This window comes from Sphingobium sp. TomMM35A (assembly GCF_054771735.1).
In genome coordinates this window covers 1536619-1561223 of the sequence record NZ_BSRC01000001.1, presented here as the reverse complement: position 1 = coordinate 1561223, position 24605 = coordinate 1536619, and the positions used below count along the sequence as shown (strand labels likewise).

Below are 24605 nucleotides of genomic sequence, written 5' to 3'. Positions count from 1 at the left end.
CGAAGCTCTAGGATCGCTCGCTCATCAGACGGGCTAGAGCCACGAACTCCTCGACGCTCACAGTTTCGGCGCGTCTTTGTGAGTCTATGCCGATCTGTCCAAGCGCATCCAGCGCGCCGGGCACGCTCTTCAGGCTTTGGCGGAGCATCTTGCGGCGTTGGCCGAATGCGGCGGCGGTGAGGCGCTCGAGTTGCTTCAACTCCACGCCCTCCGGCGAGGGCTTGGGGGTGATGTGAACGACGGCGGACATGACCTTGGGCGGCGGCGTGAAGGCGCTGCGGTGGACCTTCATGGCGATGCGGGCCTCGCTACGCCACTGCGACAGAACGGCCAAGCGGCCATAATGGTCGCCACCCGGCTTCGCGACGATGCGTTCGGCCACCTCCATCTGGAACATGAGCGTAAGTGATGACCACCAGGGGAGGGGCTCCCAAGTCGCCGAAAGCCAGCCGACCAGCAGTGCCGTGCCGACATTATAGGGGAGGTTCGCGATGATGTGCGCGCCAGCGCCAGCTTCGGCCTGTGCATCCACCTGCATGGCATCGCCGGAAATGATCCGTAATTGCCCAGGAAAGCTGTCCGACAGTTCGGCGAGCGCAGGGAGGCATCGATCGTCGCGCTCCACCGCCACCAGCCGCGCGCCTGCCCGCAGAATCGCGCGGGTGAGGCCGCCGGGGCCTGGACCGACTTCGAACGCCGGTTGATCCTTTAACGGGCCTGGAATGGCAGCAATGCGGTCGAGCAGCTGTTCGTCGAGCAGGAAATTCTGCCCGAGCGCCTTGCTCGCTTGCAGGCCGTGCGCGGCGATGACTTCGCGCAGCGGCGGCAGGACCGGCCGTGGGTCAGAGGCCATGGGAAAGTCGCGACCGGGCCGCTTCCGCCGCCATCTTCAGCGCAGCCATCATTGCGCCGGGGTTTGCGTTGTCCTTCCCTGCGATGCCGAAGGCCGTTCCATGATCGGGGGAGGTGCGCACGATCGGGAGACCCAGCGTGATGTTGACGCCCTCGTCGAAATGCAGCGTCTTGAGCGGGATCAGCGCCTGGTCATGATACATGCACAGCACCGCATCGTAGGTCTCACGGGCACGCGCATGGAAAAGGCCGTCGGCGGAGAGGGGGCCGACTATATCCATGCCTTCCTCACGAAGGGAGTCGATTGCGGGGCTAATGATCTCTATTTCTTCCCGGCCTAGCGCCCCACCTTCGCCAGCATGGGGGTTAAGGCCAGCGACGACAATGCGGGGGCGGGGAATGCCGAAGTTGCGTTGCAGCCCCTTGACCGTGGTGGTCGCGCGGGCGCGGATCAGGTCGATCGTGAGGACGGAAGGCACGTCGGCAAGCGGAATGTGGATGGTGACGGGCACGACCTTCAGCGACGGCCCGGCGAGCATCATCACGGCATTGTGGGGCGCCACGCCACAGCGTTCCGCAACAAATTCGGTCTGGCCGGGATGGGTGAAGCCGACGCCGTAAAGCTGTTCCTTGCCGACCGGAGCGGTGACGATCCCGGCGGCGGATCCGGTGCGGGCGAGACCCACGGCCGCCTCCAGCGCCTGGAATGCGGTGCGCGCGCCATCGACGCTGGGGGAGCCTGGCACGATGTCGCCAGCGTCAGCGACCTGGAGGCACGGCAGAGCGGAGTCAAACAGTGCCACGGCTTCCTGAGGCGTAGCGATGGGGGCGACAGGGCCAGCCCAGACCCGGCGCAAGGAAGCGGCATCGCCCACCGCAAAGAAGCTGGGCAATCCGCGTGCTTTGCGCATCACCCAGCTTTTTGCGACGATTTCAGGACCTATGCCCGCCGGGTCGCCCAGCGGTACGGCAAAGGGCGCAAGCTCCGGACGAGCCGGGGCTGGATCAGTTATAGTCGATGACGGCATCGCGGCGAAGGTCACGCAGATAGATGCGGGCGCGCTTGTTGACCCGTTCTTCCTCCAACTGTGCCATGATCTGTTCCGCATTCGGCGCTGCGGCGCCGCTTGCTTCGTCGCGGCCGCAGACGACCAGCACGCGCACGCCATCGTTGACCGAACCGAAGGGCGGCGTGGCTTCACCGACCTGCAGGCCAAGAAGGATGTCCTGCAACTGCGGGGGAAGGTCACGGACCTTCACATTGTCATTGTCGACGACATCGGCACCGATCTTGCCGCCCAGTTCATTGGCCTGGCCACATCCTTTGAGCGCCTTGGTCTGCGCGGCGAAGCTCGCGGCCCGGGCGCTGGCTTGCTCCTTGGTGGTGCCTGCGGGGAAACTGATCGACAGCTGCTTGAGGCTGAGCAGGGAATCGCGCGGATCTGCGGTCAGCACCTTGCGCTTGTCCATGACATAGATAACGGAGACGCCGCCGGGAACGGGGATCGGCCCGGCAAGCTGCCCCACCTGCATTTCATTGGCAGCCTTGGCGAGTTCGTCGGGCAGCTGCGCGGGGCGGACCCAGCCAAGGTCGCCACCGACTGCTGCGGTCGATGCCTCCGAAAATTGCCGCGCATAGGCGGCGAAGCTGCCGCCCTGCTTGATCTGTTCGATGATGTTGCGGGCGTTGGAGACGATCTGGGCCTGATTTTCCGGTGTCGCGGACAGGTAGATCTCACCGATCCGATATTCGTCGCTGCCCTTGGCCGCGTTCATGCGATCGACGACGGATTTCACCTCATCGGCCGAGACATTGACGAAAGGCTGGATGTTGCGGCGGAGCAGGCGGCTCCATGCCAGTTCGCCTTCGATCTGGCGCCTGATGCTGGCGGGCGCGCTGCCCTGAGCCCGCAGATATTGGTCGAACTGGGCGGGTGACTGGCGGAAATTGGCCGCGACCCTTTCATAGCTCTGGTCGACCTCCGCCTTGTCGATCCTGATGTCGTGGGCGGCCGCTTCCTGAATCTGAAGCGTTTCGTCGATCAGGTTGCGCAGCACCTGTACCCGCAGACGCTCCCGCTCCTCGGGCGAAACCTTGCCACCGTTGGCGGCGATGATGAGGGCAAGACGCTGGTCTACGTCCGTGCCGGTAATGATGCGGCCGTTGACGATGGCCGTCGCCTTGCGGACGTTGGGGTCATTCTTGCCAAAGACGGTCACGTCCTTGGGCAGGTTCAACTGTTGTGCTGCGACGCCGCTATCATCGTCATTGACGGTTTGCGCAGTGAGGGTGTTGGCGAACGACCCCATGAGGATCGAGGACAGGAGCAGGGCGCGCGCGCTGGCCCGAAGGGATTGTCCAAGGCGGGAAGGCATGGGAACGACAGGCTGCATCGTCGGGAAAACTCTCCATTACGGTCCGTCGCCTGATGCGACGGTCCGCCTTAACCGGTCCTGAGCGGCAGGGGCGGAGGCTGATCCTTATATGCCGATATTCCGAAAAGCCAGCCGTAGTTGGAAGCTGTTGCCCTTTCGCGCGTCGCCAGCGGCCAGATAATCCCGCCGCCAGGTCAGCCCGAGCGTCAGACAGTCGTCCTCATAGGCGACGCCGAGGCGATGGCGGACGGGTTCGTAGCCGTCGGACGCGCTCAGCGGATCTTCCTTTCTGTCGGTCAGGTTGACGACCGTGGAGCCGAACACGGACCAGAAGCGCGCGAACTGCACGCGCCCGCCAAAGCGCAACTCCTCACGGTCCTGAAGATCCTCAAGGCCCGGCGCGGCGTTGCGGTTGAGCCGGAGATAGCCGACCATCGCGTAGGTCTTGCGGCTCCCCACGGTGGCATCGATTTCGTTGCGGCGGACGGCCAACCCGTCCTTATCCAGGCGAAAGCGATGGATGAGGCTGACGAAATCGCGGAAGCGGACGGTGGTGCGGCCGACGATATCGGACATGCGGTCGGAAAGGCCGGTGCCGTCGGGCAGGATGCTTTCGCGATTGTTGAGTCGATAGCTTTGGCCGACCACGCTTTCCAATGAAAAGCCGGGGAGCGAAAGGCTGTATTCCAGCCCATAGGTGATGCGGGTCGAATCTTCGAACCGGTCGTATCCGGCGAAGCGGTTGAGCGCGAACAGGTTGCTGTCTTCCAGGTCGATGGCGCGCGCATCTTCGTTGGGGACGGACAGGTTCGCCAGCTTCGGCGCGGCGACGATCTGCACGCGGGGAGCGATACGCTGCACGCCGCCAAAGGCTTCGCCCATGAAGGGCCAGCGGACATCGATCGCAGCGGCTGCGATGCCGCGTGCCTGCCAGCCTGGATCGCCGGCATAGCGCGCAATGCTGTTCAGGTCATTGTCGCTGCTGTGGTGCACGTCGCCGCGCAGATAGGTGGTGAAATTCACCTCCTGGCCCATGCCCGTCAGCTTGCGCAGGTTCCATTCGAAGGCGGCAAAGGCGCGCTGGGTATCCTCGCCATGCGTGCGGGTAATGGAAAGGCTGTTCGCCTGAAGCTGAATGCGGCCGCCAAGCAGCGGATCGAGAAGGCGCAGGCGGTAGTCGATGACGGGCAGGGCGATCGGCGTCTGCCCTTGAGAATCGCCAAGGCGCAAGGTCTGGACGGCCCAGCCAGCAATCGAGAAATAGCTGTTCTCGCCGATGCGTTGTGCGCCGAGGGTCGAACGCAGCCGGTCGTCGCGGCTGATGTCATAGCGGCGGAGGAAGGTGCGGTCGCTTGCCACGCGAAGCGATCCGTTTACGCTCCATTCCGGCGTCAGCTGCATGGCGCCGCTGGCATCCAGATAGCCGCGGAAGTCCCTTTCGGATCCGACAGGGCCCGTCGCCGTGGGAAGGGAACTACTGGCGTCGATGCGCCGCGCGTGGGTCGCGTAGCCGGTGATCTGATAAGCGCCCCGGTCCCAGCGGTGGCGGAAATTCGCCTCCAGCATCGGCAGCGTCTTGGAATAGATATGCGGCGTGATCGTCAGATCGCGGTTCGGCGCCAGTTTTATATAATAGGGCAGGGCGACTTCGATGCCATTGTTCCCGTCATAGCGGAGGTTCGGCACCAGCAGCCCCGTGCCTCCCGTGCCGCCGACGGGGTGCGAAAAGCCTGGCAGGGGAATGAGCGGGAGGCCGAATATTTCCACGCTGGCATTACGATATCGCACCCGCGCGGCGACCGGGTCATATACGACCTTCACCGCCTTGATCTGCCAGGTGGGTTCCTTGGGACAGCCATCGCTGTCCTCCACGCTGCAACCGGTATAAGCGGCCTTGTGCAGCGTGTAGACGCCGTTCACCCGAACGCCCTGCACGGCCGCAAGCCTGCCGCCTGACTGGAGGACGAGCAGCATATTCTCGACGGTTCCGTCCTTCAACGTGTCGGTGACCTGAAAGCGATCGCCGTAAGCGATGTTGCCTTCGGGATCGGTCGCCGAGACATTGCCGCGCGCTTCCACCTGGCCGGTCGTGCGGTTCCACACCACGGTGTCCGCGCGCAGCCGGTTGCCCTGCCGCAGCAATTGCACATTGCCGCTGGCTGTCACAATCTCCGTATTGCTGTCATATTCAAGCGCGTCGGCGGAAAAGCCGATCTGTTCGTCGCTGGTTGGCACGGGGGCATCCGGCGCGCTGACGGTCGCCTGCGGAGTTTGCAGGTCCTGCGCGAGAGCATGAGGGATCACAGCCAGGCAGGCCGTGGCCGCGCTTGCCGCCAGCATATGTTTCAGACGCAAGGTATGGGAGAAATTCTGCAAGGGGATCGTGCCTCTTCAGGGGCGCTTCGTTGCCCGCCTATCGCACTGCTTTGCGCGCGCCGCAATCTTTCGTCACGCTTCTTTTACGGGAAATCGGTCGAACGGCTTTGCCAGATGGAGGAAGCGACATTATCTGGCATGGAGCGCTTGGTAGCGCCCCACGATCACAAAGCACATAGAAGGACCCTTGATGGAAATCGCATTCGCCCCGGTGCGTCCGGACGCCGACACCCTGGTCTTTGCCGTTCCCAAGGGCGGCTTCGATGCGTTGCCGATCTCTGCGGCAGCGACTTTGGCGGCGGGCGCGGCGGCGGCGCGCTTCACTGGTGAGGCAGGCGGCAGCTTTGAAAGTTTCGCCGAAGAAGGCAGCAAGGTGCTGCGTATCGTTCTGGTGGGCACTGGCGGCGGAAGCGAGACCGACTTCGAACGCGCGGGAGCCGCGTTGACGGCGCGCCTGCTCACAAGCGGCGCGAGCCATGCGGCGGTGGAGTTCTTCGGCGGCGCAAGTGGCGACAAGGCCGCTCATTTCGCATTGGGCGCCCTGCTGCGGGGCTGGCGGATTGACACCTACCGCACACGGCAGCCGGAAAAGGCGAAGCCGACATTGACGAAATTGTCGATCGTCGCGGACGGCGCGGATGCGGAGTGGCAGCGGCTTTCGGCGATTGCCGACGGCGTGGCCTTCGCCCGCGAACTCGTGTCCGAGCCCGCCAATATCCTCTATCCGGAAAGCTTCGTCGAACGCTGCCGCCATCTGGAGCAATTGGGCGTCAAGATCAGCGTGCTCGACAAGGCCGCGATGGCGGAACTCGGCATGGGTGCGCTGCTCGGCGTGGCGCAGGGGTCGGTGCGTGAACCGCGTCTGCTCGCGATGGAGTGGGATGGCACGAATGGCGCGGGCGGCAAGCCTGTCGTGTTCGTGGGCAAGGGCGTTACGTTCGACACTGGCGGCATTTCATTGAAGCCCGGCGCGGGCATGGAAGACATGAAATGGGATATGGGCGGCGCTGGCGCAGTCGCGGGCGCAATGAAGGCGCTGGCGGGGCGCAAGGCGAAGGCGCGCGTCGTCGGCATATGCGGCCTTGTGGAAAATATGCCTGACGGCAATGCCCAGCGGCCCGGCGACATCGTCACCTCCATGTCCGGGCAGACGGTCGAGGTCATCAACACCGATGCGGAAGGCCGCCTGGTGCTGTGCGACGTCATCACCTGGGCACAGAAGACCTATGCGCCTGAGGTCATCATCGATCTCGCGACGCTGACCGGCGCGATGATCGTCGCACTTGGCGATCAATATGCGGGGTTGTTCGCCAATGATGAAGGACTGGCGGAAGACCTGATCGCTGCGGGCAAGGCGGCGGGCGACCAGTTGTGGCGCTTCCCGCTTGGCGATGCTTACAACAAGCTGATCGACAGCCCGATCGCCGACATGAAGAATATGGGCGCGCGCTATGCCGGTTCGATCACGGCGGCTCAATTCATCAAGCGCTTCGTCGATGATGGGGTGAAGTGGGCGCATCTGGACATTGCTGGCATGGTCTGGGCCGACAAGCCGGGGGCCACCTGGGACAAGGGCGCGACCGGCTATGGCGTGCGCCTGATCGACCAACTGGTGGCGGACAAGTACGAAGGCTGATGCAGGTCGATTTCTACCAGCTCAGCCGCGATCCGGTGGACCGGGTGCTGCCTGCCATAGCGGCACGCGTGCTCGGCCTTGGTGAACGGCTGCTGGTAGTTGCGCAGGATGAGGCGGTGCTGGGCCGAATCTCGGCGGGCCTGTGGAACGGTCCGCCTGAAAGCTTTCTGGCCCACGGCCGGGCAGGAGAGGGGGCGGAGGCCGTTCAGCCCATTCTCTTAGGTCAGGATTGCAGCGCCGCCAATGGCGCCCGGCATATCGCGATTGCCGATGGGCTCTGGCGTGAAGAAGCGTTGGAGTTCGAGCGCGCCTTCTACTTCTTCGATTCGCTGACTGTTGAAGGCGCGCGGCAAAGCTGGCGTGCTTTGTCGAAGCGGGAAGGGGTGACGCCTCGCTTCTGGCGGCAGGAGCAGGGGAAATGGGTGCAAGGACCCTAGGCAGGAAGGGCTCGTCGACGCCCCCTTGCGGTGCGGGGCGGCGCGGTCTAAAGGGCGCGCCAATTCCAACCATCCGGAGCTTTTGAGCCTCATGGCCGTAACCCGCACCTTTTCGATCATCAAGCCTGACGCCACGCGCCGCAACCTGACCGGTGCCGTGACCAAGAAGCTGGAAGAAGCGGGCCTGCGCGTCGTCGCATCCAAGCGCATCCGCATGAGCCGCGAGCAGGCCGAGGGCTTCTATGCCGTTCACAAGGAACGCCCTTTCTTCGCCGATCTGGTCGCCTTCATGATTTCCGGCCCGGTCGTTGTCCAGGTTCTGGAAGGCGAGGACGCCGTGAAGCGCAACCGCGACATCATGGGCGCCACCAATCCGGCTAACGCCGACGAAGGCACGATCCGCAAGGAATATGCCGAGTCGATCGAAGCGAACTCTGTCCATGGTTCGGACAGCGAGGAAAATGCTGCGATCGAGATCGCCTATTTCTTCAAGCCGGAAGAAATCGTCGGCTGATCTGCCAGATCATTTATGAAAAAGGGCCGGGAGCGAGTGCTTACCGGCCCTTTTCTTTGGACTGAGCTTGGCGACGGGCGGTCAGTTTGAGAGCGGCGGCGCTTCGAATCGGTCGATCACCCATTCTTCCGCCTGCGCGCCACCGATCCATTCCTGCATCCAGGGATGTGCGATAACCGCCTGCATATAGGCTTCGGCGAAGCGAGCGACCGGCAGTTGATAGGTGATGAAGCGCGTGACGACCGGCGCGAACATCACGTCCGCGGCGCTGAATTCACCGAAGAGAAAATCGGCCGTGCCGCCATAGCGGGCGCGCGCTTGCGCCCACAGCTGCATGATGCGCGCAATATCCTGCGCGACTGCTTCAGAGGGCTGAACGGCGTCATAGATCTGGCGTATGTTCATGCTGTGCTCGCGGCGCAGCGCGGCAAAGCTGGAATGCATCTCCGCCGCCATCGACCGGGCCATCGCGCGAGCGGCGGTATCCGTCGGCCAGAATTTGTCTCCGCCCGTTTTCTCGTTCAGATATTCGATGATCGCCATGCTATCCCAGACGACCGTGTCGTCGCCGTCCCACAAAATGGGGACCTTGCCCGAGGAGGGAGCGAATTCGTCGCCCTCGCGCCGTTTTTCCCAAGCTTCGTCATAAAGCGGAACCACGACTTCCTCGAACGGCAATCCGCTGAGCTTACAGGCGAGCCAGCCGCGCAGGGACCAACTGGAATATGCCTTATTGCCTATGAATAGCTTCATCATCGCCCTTCTTTAGACGGGCGAAGGAAGGGAAGTCGAGAGCTACCGGGCGGCGCATCTGACTCACTTTCTATATTATTGGTAGAAAATCCCACGGGCGGGGCTTGGCTGCATCATGGGCGTCGTCGTATGGCGCGACGGCGAGTTGAGTGCGGGAGTAGGGGGATTATGGACTGGCTGCATGGTGTAGCGGGCCTGTTCGTGGGAATCATGGTCGGCATGACTGGCGTCGGCGGAGGATCGCTGATGGCGCCGATCCTCATCCTGCTGTTCGGCGTCGCTCCTGCCACGGCGGTGGGCACCGACCTCTGGTTTGCGGCGATAACCAAATCGGTGGGCGGCGCGATCCATCACCGTCATGGCGGACCGGATGGCGGGCCCGATTATGAAGTGGTGAAGCGCCTTTGTTTCGGCAGCCTTCCCGCCGCGCTCATAACGCTGCTCATCCTTTCCCAGACCCATGTTCAGCAGATCAAGAGCGGTATCGTCACGAACGCCTTGGGCGGGGTGCTGATCGCGACGGCGATAGCGACCCTGCTGCGTGGGCGTTTTCACCGCTGGGCGCTGGCCCGTCGCGTCGGTACGGCGGACCGCTTCATGCGCTGGCAGCCCGCGCTGACCGTCGCCGCGGGCGCGCTGCTGGGTGCAATGGTGACACTGACATCGGTCGGTGCCGGAGCGATCGGCGCGACGTTGCTTCTCGCGCTTTATCCCCTTCGCATGCGGCTGCAGCGATTGGTGGCGACGGACATCGTCCATGCCGTGCCGCTTACCCTGGCAGCGGGGCTGGGCCATTTGTGGATCGGCAATGTGAACGGCACGCTGCTCTTCAACCTGCTGATCGGATCGATCCCCGGCATCATCATCGGGTCATTGCTTGCCACGCGCGCGTCGGATCGCGTGCTTCAGCCGCTGTTGGCAATCATCCTGGTCCTGGTGGGCTGGCGACTCATCGCCTGAGCAAAAGCTGAGCGCTTTGGAGGCCCGAGCCGGAATCGAACCGGCGTGCAAGGATTTGCAGTCCTCTGCGTAACCACTCCGCCATCGGGCCTCGGCGTGGGTGGCCGCAAATGTGCGGCTTTTAATCCAAAGTCAAGCGGGCGGGTGAACGCCGAGACCAAGATTATCATCTCCGCGCGCTGAAAGCCGCTTGGCGTGGCTTGTCCCGTGATCTAGAGGTCCCGATAATGTCAGCGCTGTATTGCCATACCAATACAGTTGTGCCAATCGAGGTAGTATCGTGACCGAGCAGAATTTTTCATCGATGCGGGCCGCAATGGTCGAAAGCCAGCTTCGCACCAGCGATGTCGATGATCAGCGCGTGATTGCCGCAATGGCCCGTGTGCCACGGGAAGACTTCGTGCCTTCGGAACGACGCGCGATGGCTTATGTCGACCGATCGATCCCCCTAGCTAATGGGCGCGCCCTCAATCCGCCGCTCGCCACCGGCCGTTTGCTGAAGGAAGCACAGGTGGAGCAGGGCGACCGCGTCCTTCTGATCGGCGCTGCGACGGGATATAGCGCAGCGCTGCTTGCTGCGCTGGGTGCGAAGGTGACAGCGGTAGAGGCTGAAGATGGTCCGCAATTGGCGGCGGAGAGCGCTACCATCATCCGTGGTCCGCTGGCAGCGGGAGCGCCCGACGGTGCGCCGTACGACATCCTGTTCATCGACGGGGCGGTGCAGGAAGTGCCCACTGCGCTGATCGCGCAACTAGCCGATGGCGCGCGCGTCGTGACAGGTCTGGTTGAGCGCGGTGTCACGCGCTTGTGCAGCGGCCGCGTGGTATCGGGCGTCCTGGGTCTTGTCAGCCTGACCGACCTAGAGATGGTAGTTCTGCCCGGTTTTGCTGCGCCGGAGCGATTTGTCTTTTAACCGGCCTGGGGGCGTCATGACCGCAAAGCAGGTGATTCTTCGGTGCTCCGCTGCCACGGGTCTGCTGCTCCTGAATGCTGGCAGTGCACAGGCCGAGACGCTGCAGGGCGCGTTGGCGAAGGCATACCAATATAATCCGACGCTCACCGGGGCGCGGGCGCAGCAGCGCGCGACCGATGAGAATGTGCCGATCCGAAAAGCGGATGGACGGCCTGACCTCGCCACGACTGCCGAATTCCAGGAACTGCTGGTCAAGCCTGCCCAGGCTTTTCTTGCGCCTGACCGATCGCTCGCCGGCACAGCGACTATCAACGTGCCGATCTATCAGGGTGGGGCGGTTCGGAACGGGGTGAAGGCGGCCAAGGTTCGTGTGCAGGCTGGACAAGCCAATCTGCGCGGAACGGAAGCATCGATCTTTTCGCAGGTCGTCGGTGCTTATATGAATGTCATCCGCGACAGCGCCATCGTTTCGCTCAACCTTGCCAATGTAAGCGCGCTCGGCGTCAATCTGCAGGCGACAAGCGATCGGTTCGAGGTGGGCGACCTTACGCGGACGGACGTCGCCCAATCGGAATCGCGGCTGGCGTTGGCAAGGGCCGATTTGCAGACGGCGCAAGCTAACCTGATCAACAGCCGCGAAAATTACATAGCGCTGGTGGGTGCTGTTCCGGACAATCTGGAGCCGCCGCCGCCGCTCCCCGGTCTTCCCAATGCACCCGAGACAGCGGTGCAGGTAGCGCTGGCCGACAATCCTGATCTCGCCGCCGCGCGTAAGGCACGCGAAGCGGCCGGATATGACGTGCGGGTGGCGAAGGCGGCTGTGCTTCCGACACTCTCAGGCTTTGCGCAGGGCAGCTACACGCATTATCTGGGATCGTTGAGCAGTGTCCAAGGGCAGCCTGATGTATCGCAGGTCAACAAACAGGCAGTAGCGGGCGCGACCTTGCGTCTTCCTCTCTATCAGGGCGGCCGCCCCGGAGCACAGGTGCGGCAAAGCCAGGCGCTGCAATCTCAGTCGATCGAGCAAGAGATCGAGGTGGAGCGGAACGTCATCGCGCAGACCCGATCCGCTTATGCAAGCTGGCAGGCTTCAGTGCAGAGCATCGAGTCCAACCAGAAGGCGGTGGAAGCAGCCAACCTGTCACTGGAGGGCGTGCGGGCGGAAAATTCGGTGGGCAGCCGGACCATCCTGGACATATTGAATGCCGAACAGGAAGCGCTCAATGCCCGGGTCCAGCTCGTGTCGGCGCGCCGCAACGCTTATGTGGCAGGCTTCAGCCTGCTCGCAGCGATGGGGCATGCGGAAGCGGATGACCTGAACCTGGAAACCGGCGCGCTCTACAACCCCATGGTTAATTATGAGCGGGTCAAGGGCAAGTGGTTCGATTGGGATTTCGACCCCGCGCCCCGTTCCCAAGCGACTAGAACCGTTGACACGCCTGCACAAAATGCCAATGTGCCTGCTGGGTTGGCGCAGCAACCTTAGGTTAACAGGGGCTTTTGATGGGTGACATGAGCAAGGAACCCTCGATGGAGGACATCCTCTCGTCCATCAAGCGCATCATTGCGGAGGAAGGCGAGGAGGCCGCGCAGGCGGTGTCGCGCCGTGGCAAGTCCGACACGTCATCCAAGCAGGCCGCCCAAACCGCCGACCCGGCTGTCGAAGAAGTGCTGGAATTGACTGACGAGCTTGGAGCGGAGGAGCCGATGCCTGCCCACAAGACTGCTGACGCCCCGCGAGTCGAACTGGCTGGGGATGACAATTCCATCCTGTCCGTTGAAAGCGAGGTGGCGGCGCGCCATTCCCTCTCGACCCTGTCGTCCATGTTGGTGACGCCGAAGGACGGAGAAGACAATACGCTGGATGGCCTGGTGCGGTCGATGCTGAAGCCGATGCTGAAGGAATGGCTGGACGCCCGCCTCCCGGCGCTGGTTGAGGAAATGGTGGCGAAGGAAATCGCGCGGATCACGGGCCGCTGAACCGGAAGCACCGCTGCTTCCTCATCACCGCGTTCGCTCCGGCGCTGGCTGGGGCGATCTGGTAAAAGCGCTGGAATGGTCGGGGAAGGGGCATTAAGGCGCCATCCCATGACCGAACTGCCCAAGACCTTCGACCCCGCTGAAATCGAATCCCACTGGTATGCCCATTGGGAGCAGAAGGGGCTGTTCCGCCCCGAGCGGCCTACCGCCGAGCCCTTTACCATCGTCAACCCGCCGCCGAACGTGACAGGTAGCCTGCACATCGGCCATGCGCTCGACAATACGTTGCAGGACATCGTCATCCGCTACGAGCGGTTGCGGGGCAAGGATGCACTGTGGGTCGTGGGCACCGATCATGCGGGCATCGCAACCCAGATGGTGGTCGAGCGGCAGATGGAGGCGCGGCAGGACAAGCGCACCAATTACACGCGCGAGCAGTTCATCGACAAGGTCTGGGAGTGGAAGGCCGAGAGCGGCGGGGCGATCACCCGCCAGCTTCGACGCCTGGGCTGCTCGATGGACTGGGCCAATGAGCGCTTCACCATGGATGAGGGCTTTTCGAAGGCTGTCGTCAAGGTGTTCGTGGAACTGCACAAGCGCGGGCTGCTGTACCGCGACAAGCGGTTGGTAAACTGGGACCCGCGCTTTCGTTCGGCAATCTCGGACCTTGAGGTCGAGACGCAGGAAGTGAAGGGCGGCTTCTGGCATTTCCGCTATCCGCTGGCTGACGGCGTGAAGCTCGCCGATGGCGCGGATCATATCGTCGTCGCGACGACGCGGCCTGAGACGATGCTGGCGGATATGGCGGTCGCGGTGCATCCCGACGACCCGCGCTACAAGGACGTGATCGGCAGGGATATCCTCCAGCCGATTACCGGGCGCCGCTTCAAGATCGTGGGCGATGAGCATGCCGATCCGGAACTGGGATCGGGCGCGGTCAAGATCACGCCGGGGCATGATTTCAACGACTTTGAGGTGGGCAAGCGGGCGGGCTTCCGTGCGGCCGAGATGCTCAACATGTTCGATGCCGACGCCAATGTCGTGCAGACGGCGGATGGCCTGATCCCGGAGCGGTTCCTTGGCCTGCATCGCTTCCGCCGCGATGGGGTGGATGGCGCGCGCGAATTGGTCGTCGCTGAAATGAAGGCGCTGGGCCTGCTGGTCCCGCATGTTTCCAAGAACAAGGAAGGCGAGGAAATCCTTTCCGACGCTGAGCCGCGCACCATCCAGACGCCGTTCGGCGACCGGTCGGGCGTAGTGATCGAACCTTGGTTGACCGACCAATGGTATGTCGATGCCGAAAAGCTGGCGCAAGCGCCGATGCAGGCTGTGCGCGACGGGCGGGTCGAGATCGTGCCCAAAACCTGGGAAAAAACCTTCTTCAACTGGATGGAGAATATCCAGCCCTGGTGCGTCTCGCGCCAGCTTTGGTGGGGGCATCAAATCCCGGCCTGGTATGATGAGGATGGCAATCCCTATGTCGCCGAGAGCGAAGAGGAGGCGCAGGCCCTCGCCGGCAACAAGGCGCTGACCCGCGATCCCGACGTGCTGGATACATGGTTCTCCTCGGCGCTTTGGCCGTTCGGCACGCTGGGCTGGCCTGAGCAGAGCGAGACGCTGGCCCGCCATTATCCAAACGACCTGCTCATTTCCGGGTTTGACATCCTGTTCTTCTGGGATGCGCGCATGGCAATGCAGGGAATGGAGTTCATGGGCGATGTGCCGTGGCGCAAGCTCTACCTTCACGGACTGGTGCGCGCGGCGGACGGGCAGAAAATGTCCAAGTCCAAGGGCAATGTCGTCGATCCGCTCGGCTTGATCGACAAGTTCGGCGCGGACGCGCTTCGCTTCTTCATGGCAGCCATGGAAAGCCAGGGCCGCGACGTGAAGATGGACGAGAAGCGGGTCGAGGGCTATCGCAACTTCGCGACGAAGTTGTGGAACGCAGCGCGTTTCCTCCAGTCCAACGGCGTCACGGCATCGGCCTCACATGAGGCGCCCCAGCCGCAAGCGCCTGTCAATCGGTGGATCATCGCCGAAACCGTGGCGACGGTCCAAGCGATCGATACCGCGATGAATGAGCTGCGCTTCGATGCCGCGGCGAACGCCATCTATCACTTCGTGTGGGACCAGTTTTGCGACTGGTATATCGAACTCACCAAGGGATCGATGGATGCGGAGACGAAGGCTGTCGCGGGCTGGGCATTCGACCAGATCCTGGTCATGCTGCATCCCTTCATGCCCTTCATCACGGAAGAGCTGTGGAACCTCACAGGCACGCGCGAGACCGAACTGATCGTCGCTCGTTGGCCGCAGGCGCTCTATGCCGTCGACAACGAGGCGCAGGCGGAGATCGACTGGCTGATCCGCCTGATCAGCGCGATGCGCACCGCGCGCACCGAGTTGAACGTACCACCGGGCGCCAAGCTGGCTGTGGTCGTTCACGATGCATCGGATGAGACGCGCCGCCGCATCGACAGGCAGGGCGCTGCGCTGGCCCGGCTGGGGCGCGTCGAAAGCCTGTCGTTCGGCGATGCCGTCACCGGCGGCGCGGCGCAGATTGTCGTTGACGAAGCGACATTCATCCTGCCGCTGGAAGGCGTGATCGACATCGAAGCGGAAAAGTCACGCCTCGCCAAGGCATTGGCCGCAGCGGAAAAGGAACGGGATTCGCTGTCGGGGCGTCTTGCCAATCCGAGCTTCGTGGAAAAGGCGAAGCCCGAAGCCGTTGCGAAAGCGCGGGAGGATCATGCGGAAAAAGCCGCAGAAGCGGAAAGGCTGGCGGCTGCGCTGGATCGCCTCGCCTGATCTGTTACTGATGTGGCGACATCATGGGAGGGGGGGGAGAATGGCGGCAGGAAAGCGCGAAGCGAGAGACCTGGTAAACGGACCTATCGCGTCGTCTTTGCTGTTGTTCGCCATACCTACCCTGGCGTCCAATGTGCTCCAGTCGCTGAACGGATCGATCAACGCCATCTGGGTTGGCCGGTTTCTGGGTGCGCAGGCTCTTGCCGCCACGGCCAATGCAAACATCACGATGTTCCTGATGTTTTCCATCGTGTTTGGCTTCGGCATGGCGTCCACGGTGGTGATTGCGCAAGCGGCGGGGCGCGGTGACATGGATGCCGCACGCCGGTCGTTCGGCTCGGCTACTGGTTTCTGCACCATATTGGGCATTGTCGTGGCTGCGGCTGGGTGGGCTTTCTCGCCCGCGATGCTGCGCTTGTTGGGAACGCCGGTAGAAGCGTTCGACATGGCGCTGGTCTATCTCCGCGTGATTTTCATCGCCATGCCGGCAACGCTGATCAGCGTCATGATGATGATGGGGTTAAGGGGGGCTGGGGACGCGCGCACCCCTCTCATCTTCATGTTCGTGAGCGTGGTCATCGATCTGGTGCTCAATCCGCTGTTCATTCTGGGGCTGGGACCAATTCCGGCGATGGGGATCGGCGGATCGGCTGCGGCGACCGCGGTGGCGGGGATCGTCAGCCTTCTGGGCCTGGTCGTCTATGTCTATGTCAAGGATTTGCCGCTCCGGCTGCGGGGACGGGAGCTTGGCTATCTGGTGCCCGCTCCGGACCAGTTGTGCATCCTGCTGGGCAAGGGACTGCCCATGGGTTTGCAGATGATCGTCATGTCGGCGGTCGGCCTGATGATCATCGGCCTCGTCAATCGCGAAGGTTTTATCGTGACGGCCGCCTATGGCGCGGCGCAGCAGATATGGACCTATTTGCAGATGCCAGCGATGGCGATGGGCGCAGCAGTCAGCGCAATGGCGGCGCAGAACATCGGTGCTAACCGCTGGGACAGGATTGGCCGGATCACGGCTTATGGCCTTGGCTATCTGCTGCTGATTACAGGCGCGATGATCGGCATCATCCTGCTGTTCCATGCACCCTTGCTGTCGCTCTTCCTCGGCGACAATAGGGCGGCCATCGATGCCGCCTGGAACATGCAGCTGCTGGCGACTTGGAGCTTTCTCCTGTTTGGAGCCACGATGATCCTGTTCGGCGTCATGCGGGCCAATGGCGTGGTCGTGAGGCCGCTGATCATTCTCGTCATCACGCTTTTTGGTGTCAGGCTTGGCTTCTATTACTTCGCCTACCCCTATTTGGGTGCTGATGCATTATGGTTGAGTTTCCCGGTGAGTTCGGGATCGTCTTTCCTGATCGCCGGAATCACTTATCTGCTTGGCGGCTGGCGCAAGGCGAAGCTGCTCGTCCCGGTGCATGAGGAAGAATGCCGGGAAAGCGTCAATGCCGAGAGTGAGCCTGCAGGTCGGTTCGCACCTGCCGGTTGACGATCAGCGGCCCTGGCTGCGCCAGCGTGTAATTGTTCGATCGAGGATGTCGGCTTCACCACCAGACTGGCGCCACAGGCTTGTGAAGCTCGGGTCGCCCGACGCAGGGCGCCGTTCTTCTTCCAGATTGTCGAGCGCAACGCGGATCGGCACGGCGACGCCTTCGCCGCATATGATTGCTTCCCGATTGCGCAAGGCCGGGATGGAATCGAGGAAGCCGCGCGCGCCTTCGGGCATTGCGGCCCTCACAAATGCCTGATCTCGATCATTGTTGAGGCGCATGGAGATGATCGTGCCGCATTGCGACAGCACGCCTTCGGCAAGGTCGGAGGGACGCTGCGTGATAAGGCCTAGCGACACGCCATATTTGCGGCCTTCCTTTGCGATGCGTTCCAGGATGCGGCGGACTGCCTGGCCGTTACCCGTCGTGGTGCTGGGAATGTAGCGGTGCGCCTCTTCACAAACTAGGAGTATAGGCCTCTGGGCCTCGTCACGCGCCCAGATCGCATAGTCGAACACCAGCCGCGACAGCACCGACACGACCACGGATGTGATGTCGGAAGGCATGGCGGATACGTCGATGATCGAGATGGGTTTTCCGCCGGATGGCAGACGAAAGATCTTCGCCAGAAATTCCTGCATCGTGTCCGCGACGAGCATTCCGGAGAACATGAAGCTGTATCGCGGGTCTGCCTTGATCTCCTCGACCTTGGTTTTGAGCCGCATATAGGGGAGGGCGCCCGTGCCCTTGTCGAGCTTCCCCATCTCGTTCTGCAGAATGTTGGTGAGATCGGACAGAAGATAGGGAATGGGCGAGTCTACCGTCAAGCGGCCAAGGCTTTCCGCCAACCGGTTCTTCTGCCGCGCGGCGAGCAGGCATTTGGCCAGGATGTCGCAATCGACCGTGCGGTCAGACCCCTGCGAGGTGACGAACACCTCGCAATGCTCCTCGAAGTTCATCAGCCAATAGGGCAGCGCAAGATTGCCAACGTCGAATACCGCGCCATTCTGGGCAAAGGCTGCGCCATATTCGCCGTGCGGGTCGACCATCACGATATGGCCTTCGGGCGACAGGTCGCAAATCCTGTGGAGGATGAGGGCGGCGCTTGTCGATTTGCCGGTGCCGGTCGATCCCAGCAGCGCGAAATGCTTGCCCAGCATGGAGTCTACATACAGCGCGGCGCGCGTGTCGGTGGTGGGATAGACCGTGCCGATCTGCACATGTGGCCGATCATCAGCGGCGTAGATCTGCTGCATGTCGGCGCTCGAGACGGCGAATATTTCCGTGCCTGGCGCCGGATATCGGGTTACGCCACGGCGGAAATGGTGGATCTGCCCGGTGACATCGTCCTCATCCCCTTCTCCAAGGAAGTCGATATCGGCGATGATGAGGCCATTGTCCTGCCGGTCGAGCGTCATCGAGCGTACGCTGGCGATCAACCATGCATTGCCTACGCGCATCTTGACCTGACTGCCGACCTGCCCCGCCATCGCCGTGCAAGGATCATGGTCATGCGCCAGCGCTGCCATGGAAGCTGCGTCGATCAGCACCTTGGAACTGGAACCGGCGATCTGGAACACCGCTCCGATAGCAGCAGCAGACGTAGGCTGCGTATGGCCATGCGTGAATTCGGCAGCTCCTGGCATGTGGCTCATACGCCCCCCTGAAATCTGTGCCCGGCGCAAGCGGCCGGAATTTGGTGCGTCGTTTTAGCCATGGAGAGGTAAAGAAATGGCTTATCCGAAAGGCTTGATAAGCGGTCTTTGCTACCCTTCGGCCCCGCTATCGCCACCTTCTGCCGTGAGCGGATGCCTTCCGCTCTGGTCCGAATCGTTGGCTATGCGTATCGGGTTCGCAACTGCCGTATGTTCAGGATTTGCCTTTGACCCAGTTGATGACGGCCGACGCGGGGCGTCGATCCGATGCGATTGCCATAGCGCGCGTGATTTGCATATTGGGTGTGGTCTATGTTCATGCCTGGACGGGCCTGAACGGGCATGATCTGGAGATTGCCCGGGGTACGCCACAGGAAAATCTCCGGTGGCTGCTGATGGAGATATTCGGCCGCAGCGCCGTGCCGTTGCTGGGCGTCATTTCGGGCTGGTTGGTGGGCGGATCATCCCGAACGCAGAACTGGTTTCGCCATGTCCTGCAAAAGTCGCGAACGATCCTGCTACCGATGATCTTGTGGAATGGCCTGGGCATCCTGCTGGTGTCCGGCGCGGCTTGGTCTCTCGGGCTGTCGGCTCCCGTGCCGGTTTCGTTCGACTGGCTGTTCCAGGAACTGTTCATCGTCAGCCGCAATCCCGACATCAATGTGCAGATGCCTTTCCTGCGGGACCTGTTCCTGTGCATGGTCTTCGCGCCGCTGCTGATCCGCCTTCCTAGCCGCTTGTTGATGGGCGTGGCGATGTTGGCTGCGGTCGCTCAGATTGCGGGCTGGGGGCCGCCGATCCTGATGCGCCCAGCAATCCTGTTCTTCTTCGTCATCGGTATGATCGCGCGTCGTGCGGGCCTTGCCGAACGGGTGGCTGCACTAGGTTGGATCGCGGCGGCGACGCCCTTTCTCCTCCTCATGACGGTGCAGCTTCATTTCTCCCTGAAACCCGTCCAGGGAGCCGCCATCGGCGTTGCGATGCTCGACCTGGCGGTGCGTGTCGCGGCCGCTACCTGCTTCTGGCGGCTGTCCTGGGCGCTGGCTGCGAGCCCTCTACGTGGCATATTGTTGAGGGTTGAGCCGTTCGCCTTCCTCATCTTCTGCTCACATCTCATCCTGATCTGGCTGGGCGGCCCCGTGCTGGGCGCATTGTTCGGAAAGCTTGGATCGCCATTCTATCCGGCTTACCTGTTGATCCAGCCGCTCTTGGTGCTGGTGGCCGTGCTGTTGCTGGGCTCGCTGCTCAGCCGGGCCTGGCCGGGTCTTGCCAAGCTGTTGAGCGGCGGGCGGTTGCAAGGGGCGCCAGCACTCAGTTGATTGCCTTGGCGGCGGCCATGGCGATCTCCAGGCTGCGTTTGCGTGCTTCAAAATCATAGATTTGGCCGCCAAGGATCAACTCGTCCACGCCGGTACGATCGATGAAGGCGGCGAGATCCTGCTCCACCTTGTCCTGCGTCCCGATCGTCGTCGCGCTGAGGACGTCCGACAACATGGCCTGCGCACCGGGCGGCAGGCTTTCAAAATAGCCGGGCACAGGCGGTTGCAGCTTGCCAGGCTGGCCCGTGCGCAGACGCACGAACGCCTGCTGCATGGACGTGGCGAGCAGCCGCGCCTCTTCCATGCTGTCGGCTGCGAAGACATTATAGCCTGCCATCACATAGGGACGGTCGAGTTGGGCCGAGGGCCTGAAGTCCCGCCGGTAAACAGCGATCGCTTCATCAAGTGCCCCAGGAGCGAAATGAGAAGCGAAGGCGTAGGGCAGGCCCAGCGCGGCAGCGAGTTGAGCGCCATACAGGCTGGAGCCCAGGATCCAGAGCGGCACATTTTCGCCGGCGCCCGGCGTCGCTTGAAAACCAAGCCGTGCGTCGCCCGCGAAATAGGCCTGCAATTCCATCACGTCGCGGGGGAACTCATCCGGACCGCCGGTAAGTGTGCGCCGCACGGCTTGAGCCACCCGCTGGTCGGACCCCGGCGCGCGGCCCAGTCCAAGATCGACGCGGCCGGGGAAAAGGGCCGCAAGCGTGCCGAACTGCTCGGCTATCAGCAAAGGCGCATGGTTGGGCAGCATGATACCGCCGGAGCCTATGCGGATCGTGGATGTCGCCTGTCCGATATGGGCCAGCACAACCGAGGTTGCAGCAGAGGCGATGCCGGGCATGCCATGATGTTCGGCCACCCAATAGCGATGAAAGCCGAGATTTTCGGCGTGTGCGGCAAAAGCGGCTGCGTTGGAGAGAGCCTCGCCAACGCTGCTTCCTTCAATGACGGGGACAAGGTCCAGAACGGAAAAACGGATCATCGCCTGCATATGGGGCGCTGATCCGTTTTATTTCAATACGCGATATGCAGCCGATCAGGCCATGCGGCCAAAACCTGCCGATGGGCTATCGGCGCGACGGCCGAAGGTGGCGGGGCGACGGGCTACGAGCGGATTGGAGTCGCGATCGAGGATCGACATGGTTTCGGTAAAGCAAGGCCGCAGGGCGACGACGACTTCGATCAATTCGTCAGGTCCTTCGTGGCTCTCGACACAGCGCCGCGCGACCATTTCGATCCGTTCGGCCATGCCGCTCAGCCGATGGGCGCCGAACTGGGCTGATTCGCCCTTCAGCGTGTGAGCCGGAGTGACAAGAGCGATGGCGTTGCGTTCGCGTATGGCCTGCTCGATGGTGCTGATGGCTTTTTCGCCGTCTTCGCGAAAGTAGCTCAGGATACGGACAAATGCGCTGCCCAGTTCCGCTCTGGACTTGGCCAGATCGGGCTGGTTGACCAGTTCTGCCTCTTGATATGACACGGTGTCACTCCCTGTTTCACCTTCACGATAGAAGGGGTGCGTAAACAGCAGGTTAAGCCGTAGCGTCAGAACCGGGCAAGCTTCAGGAATTGCGCGACAATTGGAACCGGTCCGGAGCGGTTTCGGCAAAGCCCCAGCCATGCTGCCGGGTCAGCGCCTCCAGTTCGCGGGCGGCGTTGGGATCGTCCGCTTCTACCGTCACCAGATCGGCCGACCGCATGGCCCGGGCGGCACGCAGGGCAGGCCAGGGGCATTTCATTCCCCTGGCATTCACATGCACCGGATCATTTGTTGGCATAAGGATTGCGCGCGCTACGCAACGTCAGGCGCACCGGAACGGCGCCGAAGCCCAGCTCCTTCCGGATGCCGTTGACGAGATAGCGCCGGTAGCTTTCCGGCAGTTCGTCCAGACGCGTGCCGAACAGCACGAACGTAGGAGGACGGGTCTTGTTCTGCGTGATGTAGCGCAGCTTGATCCGCTTGCCGCCAGGGGCAGGAGGAGGATTGGCTTCCAGCGCGCGTTCGAACCAGCGGTTGAGAATGCCGGTGGACACACGTTGCGACCAGGCCGTGCGCGTTTCGAAGGCGACGCGGATGAGATCATCCAGGCCTTTTCCGGTCGCGCCGGAGACTGTCATGATAGGAACGCCGCGAATTTGCGCGAGTCCGTCAGAAAGCGCCTGCTTGATGCCCTGATAGAGGGCCGAGCCATTTTCCACCGTGTCCCACTTATTGAGCGCGACGACGAGGGCGCGGCCTTCCTCGAGCACTTTGTCAGCGATGCGCAGGTCCTGCGCCTCAAGCCCCCGCGTGGAATCGAGCAGAAGCACGACGACTTCGGCGAAGTTCACAGCGTTCAGACCGTCCGAAACAGCGAGCTTTTCAAGCTTGTCCTGCACCTTGGCGCGCTTGCGCATACCTGCGGTGTCAATCAGGCGGACAGGGCGCGGGTCGGCATCCTCATCGCGAGGATCGGTCCAGGCCCAGTCGACCGCGATGCTGTCTCGGGTGATGCCTGCTTCAGGACCGGTCAGCAGACGATTTTCACCTAGCAAGCGGTTGATGAGGGTCGATTTGCCCGCGTTGGGGCGGCCCACGATGGCGAGCTTGAGGGGGGCGGCCTCAAGGTCTGCCTCGCTCGGTTCGGCCTCCTCTTCATCTTCCTCTTCCTCGCGGTCGATATAGGGGAGGAGCGCCTGGAAGAGGTCGGCCATGCCCTGGCCATGTTCGGCCGACAGCGGGACAGGCTCGCCAAGGCCCAGGCTGAAGGCTTCCATGACGCCGTCGGCACCCGTTCTGCCTTCCGCCTTGTTGGCGACCAGCACGACAGGCGCGTCACCTTCGCGCAGCCAGCGAGCGATTTCCTCATCGAGCGGGGTCACGCCTGCGCGGGCGTCCATGAGGAACAGCGCGACGTCGGCGCTTTCAACGGCAGCCTGCGTTTGCATGCGCATGCGGCCGGGCAAGGTCTGGGGATCTTCATCCTCATAGCCTGCCGTGTCGATGATGGTGAAATCGACACCGAGCAGATTTGCCTGCCCTTCACGCCGGTCGCGCGTGACGCCGGGCTGGTCATCGACCAGCGCCAGCTTCTTGCCGACGAGCCGGTTGAAAAGGGTGGACTTGCCCACATTGGGCCGCCCGACAATGGCAACTGTGGGCAGCATGATGAGGGCCCGTTTCCTTTCTATGGCGCCGCCTTAGCGCAGCGCCGTCAGCTTGCCGTCGTCAGCAAGAATATAGAGCATGTTGTTCGCGACAACGGGGGAAAGCGACATGGACCTGTCCATGTCCACCTCAGACTGGATCGCTCCGGTCGCCGGATCGACATAGTTGAGATCGCCATGCGTGGATACAAGGATCAGGCGTCCTCCAGCGAGTACCGGCCCTGTCCAGCGGATAGCGTTCGCCTTCTTCTTTTCCTTTTCCCACCGGCGAAGCTGGCTGATCCAGCGGATCTTGCCGGTCGCGCGGGCGACGCAGAGCAGCTTGGCGTCGCTGGTCACGACAAACACCCATTCGCCCGCCACCCAAGGGGTTGAGATGCCGGCGATGTTGATTTCCCACAGGCGCTGGCCGCTCACCAGTTCGTAGGAGGCCATGCGGCCACCCTGTCCGATGGCAAAGACGCGGCCGCGGTCGACCACAGGATTGGCGTCGATGTCGGTGAGCGACGCGACCGCGGTCGAAATGCTGGTGCGCGACAGGGCGTCGCCCCAGAGGGTGCGGCCATTTTCATAGCGATAGGCAGTGAGTTCGCCCGAGCTATAGCCTGCGATCACCGTCCCCTGCGCGGCGGCGGGAGCCGCAACGCCGAACACGCCCGTGACCTGCAATGTGCCGCTGTCGGTCCACTGCACTTCGCCGTCGCTCTGGTTCAGCGCGAAAATCTGGTTGTCCTGGCCCATGACATAGACATGGCCATTGGCGAGCGTAGGCGCCCCCCGCAGCGGGCCGCCAGGACGCTTCTTCCACAAGATGGAGCCGTTCGCCGCACTAAGTGCGGCCACGTCGCCGACGCCCGTGCTTGCGTAAATCTTGTCATCGACGATGCTGACGCCGCCACCGAACAGGGCCCGGCCGCTGCCTTCGGCGGGAAGGGCGGTCTGCCAGAGTTTGGCGCCACTTGTGGCATCGAACGCGATGACACGCGCACCCGCGTCGATGACGTAAAGCTTGCCGTTGGCGATGACGGGCGAGGAGGCGAGGCGCGCGCGCGGCGTGCTTCCTTCTATCGAGCTGGTCCAGGCGGTAGCCGGGGAGGCGCTCAGAGCAAGATGGCCCATCGCCTTGGAAGGGCCGCCGCCCGGCTGGGACCATTGATCATTGGCATAGGCGTCCGGGAGCGTGACGGGCACATCGGCCAGCGTCGGATCGACTTCCACCCCCTGCTCATTGGTCAAGATCGACACGCGGTTGCCGACCACGGGGGTCTTGGGGCCGCCCTTCTTGCCACCCACGATGCCACAGCCCGCCAACAGCGCGACCATCGCGGCAGCGGTCACGGCCCGGCGGGTGGCTGCGAATTTCGTCATGCTGTGCATCCCCATGCGCTT

Annotated in this window: 21 protein-coding genes and 1 tRNA gene; 10 read left to right on the top strand and 12 right to left on the bottom strand. The window is 62.8% G+C overall.

Annotated elements, in window-relative coordinates:
- Nucleotides 1-7 precede the first annotated feature (7 nt).
- From rsmA to ACYU8T_RS07705, 4 genes are all read right to left on the bottom strand, one after another.
- The gene (gene rsmA / locus ACYU8T_RS07720) at nt 8-853 is read right to left on the bottom strand and encodes a 16S rRNA (adenine(1518)-N(6)/adenine(1519)-N(6))-dimethyltransferase RsmA (protein WP_097092037.1); all 846 of its coding nucleotides are present in this window, start codon (nt 851-853) and stop codon (nt 8-10) included.
- Nucleotides 843-1880: a 4-hydroxythreonine-4-phosphate dehydrogenase PdxA gene (gene pdxA / locus ACYU8T_RS07715; RefSeq protein WP_097092854.1), complete on the bottom strand. Its 1038-nt coding sequence runs from the start codon at nt 1878-1880 to the stop codon at nt 843-845. The genes rsmA and pdxA overlap by 11 nt, the downstream gene beginning before the upstream one ends.
- Entirely contained in the window at nt 1858-3246 is a 1389-nt protein-coding gene (locus ACYU8T_RS07710) for a peptidylprolyl isomerase (protein WP_247230708.1), read from the bottom strand. Before ACYU8T_RS07710 ends, pdxA begins: the two co-directional genes overlap by 23 nt.
- Nucleotides 3247-3333: 87 nt before the next feature.
- Complete coding sequence (locus tag ACYU8T_RS07705; RefSeq protein WP_461159776.1) at nt 3334-5568, bottom strand: LPS-assembly protein LptD; 2235 nt, start codon at nt 5566-5568, stop codon at nt 3334-3336.
- Nucleotides 5569-5794: 226 nt separating this feature from the next.
- Between ACYU8T_RS07705 and ACYU8T_RS07700 the strand changes: the two genes are divergently transcribed.
- The 3 genes from ACYU8T_RS07700 (at nt 5795) to ndk (ending at nt 8191) form a co-directional block, all read left to right on the top strand.
- The gene (locus tag ACYU8T_RS07700; protein ID WP_461159013.1) at nt 5795-7240 is read left to right on the top strand and encodes a leucyl aminopeptidase; all 1446 of its coding nucleotides are present in this window, start codon (nt 5795-5797) and stop codon (nt 7238-7240) included.
- The gene (locus tag ACYU8T_RS07695) at nt 7240-7677 is read left to right on the top strand and encodes a DNA polymerase III subunit chi (RefSeq protein ID WP_461159012.1); all 438 of its coding nucleotides are present in this window, start codon (nt 7240-7242) and stop codon (nt 7675-7677) included. Before ACYU8T_RS07700 ends, ACYU8T_RS07695 begins: the two co-directional genes overlap by 1 nt.
- 91 nt (nt 7678-7768) lie before the next feature.
- A complete protein-coding gene (ndk, locus tag ACYU8T_RS07690) occupies nt 7769-8191 on the top strand; it encodes a nucleoside-diphosphate kinase (protein WP_037461517.1) in 423 nt (140 codons plus the stop codon).
- 81 nt (nt 8192-8272) lie between these two features.
- Here the strand turns inward: ndk and ACYU8T_RS07685 are convergent, their stop codons facing one another.
- Nucleotides 8273-8947, bottom strand: coding sequence for a glutathione S-transferase N-terminal domain-containing protein (locus ACYU8T_RS07685; RefSeq protein ID WP_461159011.1), 675 nt, complete (start codon nt 8945-8947; stop codon nt 8273-8275).
- Nucleotides 8948-9112: 165 nt separating this feature from the next.
- Here ACYU8T_RS07685 and ACYU8T_RS07680 point away from each other — a divergent pair, with 165 nt between their 5' ends.
- On the top strand, nt 9113-9904 hold the full coding sequence (locus ACYU8T_RS07680; RefSeq protein ID WP_247230718.1) for a sulfite exporter TauE/SafE family protein: 792 nt from the start codon (nt 9113-9115) through the stop codon (nt 9902-9904).
- A 17-nt stretch (nt 9905-9921) separates the two neighbouring features.
- Here the strand turns inward: ACYU8T_RS07680 and ACYU8T_RS07675 are convergent.
- Nucleotides 9922-9995, bottom strand: a tRNA-Cys gene (locus tag ACYU8T_RS07675).
- A 189-nt stretch (nt 9996-10184) separates the two neighbouring features.
- Here ACYU8T_RS07675 and ACYU8T_RS07670 point away from each other — a divergent pair.
- From ACYU8T_RS07670 to ACYU8T_RS07650, 5 genes are all read left to right on the top strand, one after another.
- Nucleotides 10185-10817, top strand: coding sequence for a protein-L-isoaspartate O-methyltransferase family protein (locus tag ACYU8T_RS07670; RefSeq protein WP_461159010.1), 633 nt, complete (start codon nt 10185-10187; stop codon nt 10815-10817).
- A 16-nt stretch (nt 10818-10833) separates the two neighbouring features.
- Nucleotides 10834-12303 (top strand): TolC family outer membrane protein, encoded by a 1470-nt coding sequence (locus ACYU8T_RS07665; protein WP_201514660.1) that lies wholly within the window; start codon nt 10834-10836, stop codon nt 12301-12303.
- A 17-nt stretch (nt 12304-12320) separates the two neighbouring features.
- The gene (locus ACYU8T_RS07660; protein ID WP_461159009.1) at nt 12321-12797 is read left to right on the top strand and encodes a DUF2497 domain-containing protein; all 477 of its coding nucleotides are present in this window, start codon (nt 12321-12323) and stop codon (nt 12795-12797) included.
- A gap of 108 nt (nt 12798-12905) precedes the next feature.
- Nucleotides 12906-15605 (top strand): valine--tRNA ligase, encoded by a 2700-nt coding sequence (locus ACYU8T_RS07655; protein WP_461159008.1) that lies wholly within the window; start codon nt 12906-12908, stop codon nt 15603-15605.
- Nucleotides 15606-15645: 40 nt separating this feature from the next.
- Nucleotides 15646-17097, top strand: coding sequence for an MATE family efflux transporter (locus tag ACYU8T_RS07650; RefSeq protein ID WP_461159007.1), 1452 nt, complete (start codon nt 15646-15648; stop codon nt 17095-17097).
- Nucleotides 17098-17100: 3 nt separating this feature from the next.
- Here ACYU8T_RS07650 and ACYU8T_RS07645 read toward each other — a convergent pair whose 3' ends face one another.
- Entirely contained in the window at nt 17101-18753 is a 1653-nt protein-coding gene (locus ACYU8T_RS07645; protein ID WP_461159006.1) for an ATP-binding protein, read from the bottom strand.
- A 227-nt stretch (nt 18754-18980) separates the two neighbouring features.
- Between ACYU8T_RS07645 and ACYU8T_RS07640 the strand changes: the two genes are divergently transcribed.
- Nucleotides 18981-20072: an acyltransferase family protein gene (locus ACYU8T_RS07640; protein WP_461159005.1), complete on the top strand. Its 1092-nt coding sequence runs from the start codon at nt 18981-18983 to the stop codon at nt 20070-20072.
- Here ACYU8T_RS07640 and ACYU8T_RS07635 read toward each other — a convergent pair.
- The 5 genes from ACYU8T_RS07635 to ACYU8T_RS07615 all read right to left on the bottom strand — a co-directional run bounded on the left by ACYU8T_RS07635 (nt 20065) and on the right by ACYU8T_RS07615 (nt 24599).
- Nucleotides 20065-21054 (bottom strand): LLM class flavin-dependent oxidoreductase, encoded by a 990-nt coding sequence (locus ACYU8T_RS07635; RefSeq protein ID WP_461159004.1) that lies wholly within the window; start codon nt 21052-21054, stop codon nt 20065-20067. The two genes, ACYU8T_RS07640 and ACYU8T_RS07635, sit on opposite strands and share 8 nt — an antisense overlap.
- Before the next feature lie 54 nt (nt 21055-21108).
- Nucleotides 21109-21549 carry an Hpt domain-containing protein gene (locus tag ACYU8T_RS07630; RefSeq protein WP_461159003.1) on the bottom strand — a complete coding sequence of 147 codons (441 nt, stop codon included), beginning with the start codon at nt 21547-21549 and terminating at the stop codon, nt 21109-21111.
- A gap of 82 nt (nt 21550-21631) precedes the next feature.
- Nucleotides 21632-21847, bottom strand: a complete 216-nt coding sequence (locus ACYU8T_RS07625) for a sulfurtransferase TusA family protein (protein WP_097092022.1) — start codon at nt 21845-21847, stop codon at nt 21632-21634.
- On the bottom strand, nt 21834-23216 hold the full coding sequence (gene der / locus ACYU8T_RS07620) for a ribosome biogenesis GTPase Der (protein ID WP_247230730.1): 1383 nt from the start codon (nt 23214-23216) through the stop codon (nt 21834-21836). The genes ACYU8T_RS07625 and der overlap by 14 nt, the downstream gene beginning before the upstream one ends.
- Nucleotides 23217-23249: 33 nt before the next feature.
- The gene (locus ACYU8T_RS07615) at nt 23250-24599 is read right to left on the bottom strand and encodes a PQQ-like beta-propeller repeat protein (protein ID WP_461159002.1); all 1350 of its coding nucleotides are present in this window, start codon (nt 24597-24599) and stop codon (nt 23250-23252) included.
- Nucleotides 24600-24605 lie beyond the last annotated feature (6 nt).